Below are 292 nucleotides of genomic sequence, written 5' to 3'. Positions count from 1 at the left end.
TATATGTTTGGGCGCTCTGCTGCAAGACAGCGCGGCGCACAAGCCGCCCCTGTTGGAACCACCTTCGCTGTGTGCGAAGTTTGCCCCGGCCCTTCGGGCCACGACCTAGGCCGCTCAGGCCAGAGAGGAGCACCCCCATGGGTATTCTCGATCGTTTCGCCTCCATCGTAAAGGCGAACATCAACGAGCTGTTGGACACGGCCGAAGACCCGGAGAAGATGGTCGATCAGTACCTGCGCGAGATGACGGAGTCCCTCGCCGAGGTGCGCGAGGCCACCGCGGGCGTCATGGC

General features: G+C 63.4%; 1 protein-coding gene. It reads left to right on the top strand.

Annotation, left to right across the window (positions count from 1 at the left end; genetic code table 11):
• Positions 1-137: 137 nt before the first annotated feature.
• Positions 138-292, top strand: a 155-nt coding sequence (locus PZH32_RS13545) for a PspA/IM30 family protein (RefSeq protein WP_275208773.1), incomplete at its 3' end; no start/stop codon positions are given.

Origin of the sequence: Adlercreutzia equolifaciens (genome assembly GCF_029076695.1) — a bacterium.
Lineage (GTDB): Bacteria > Actinomycetota > Coriobacteriia > Coriobacteriales > Eggerthellaceae > Adlercreutzia > Adlercreutzia equolifaciens_A.
The sequence above is the reverse complement of the archived record's forward strand: the minus strand, read 5'-3'. Positions and strand labels throughout refer to the sequence as shown.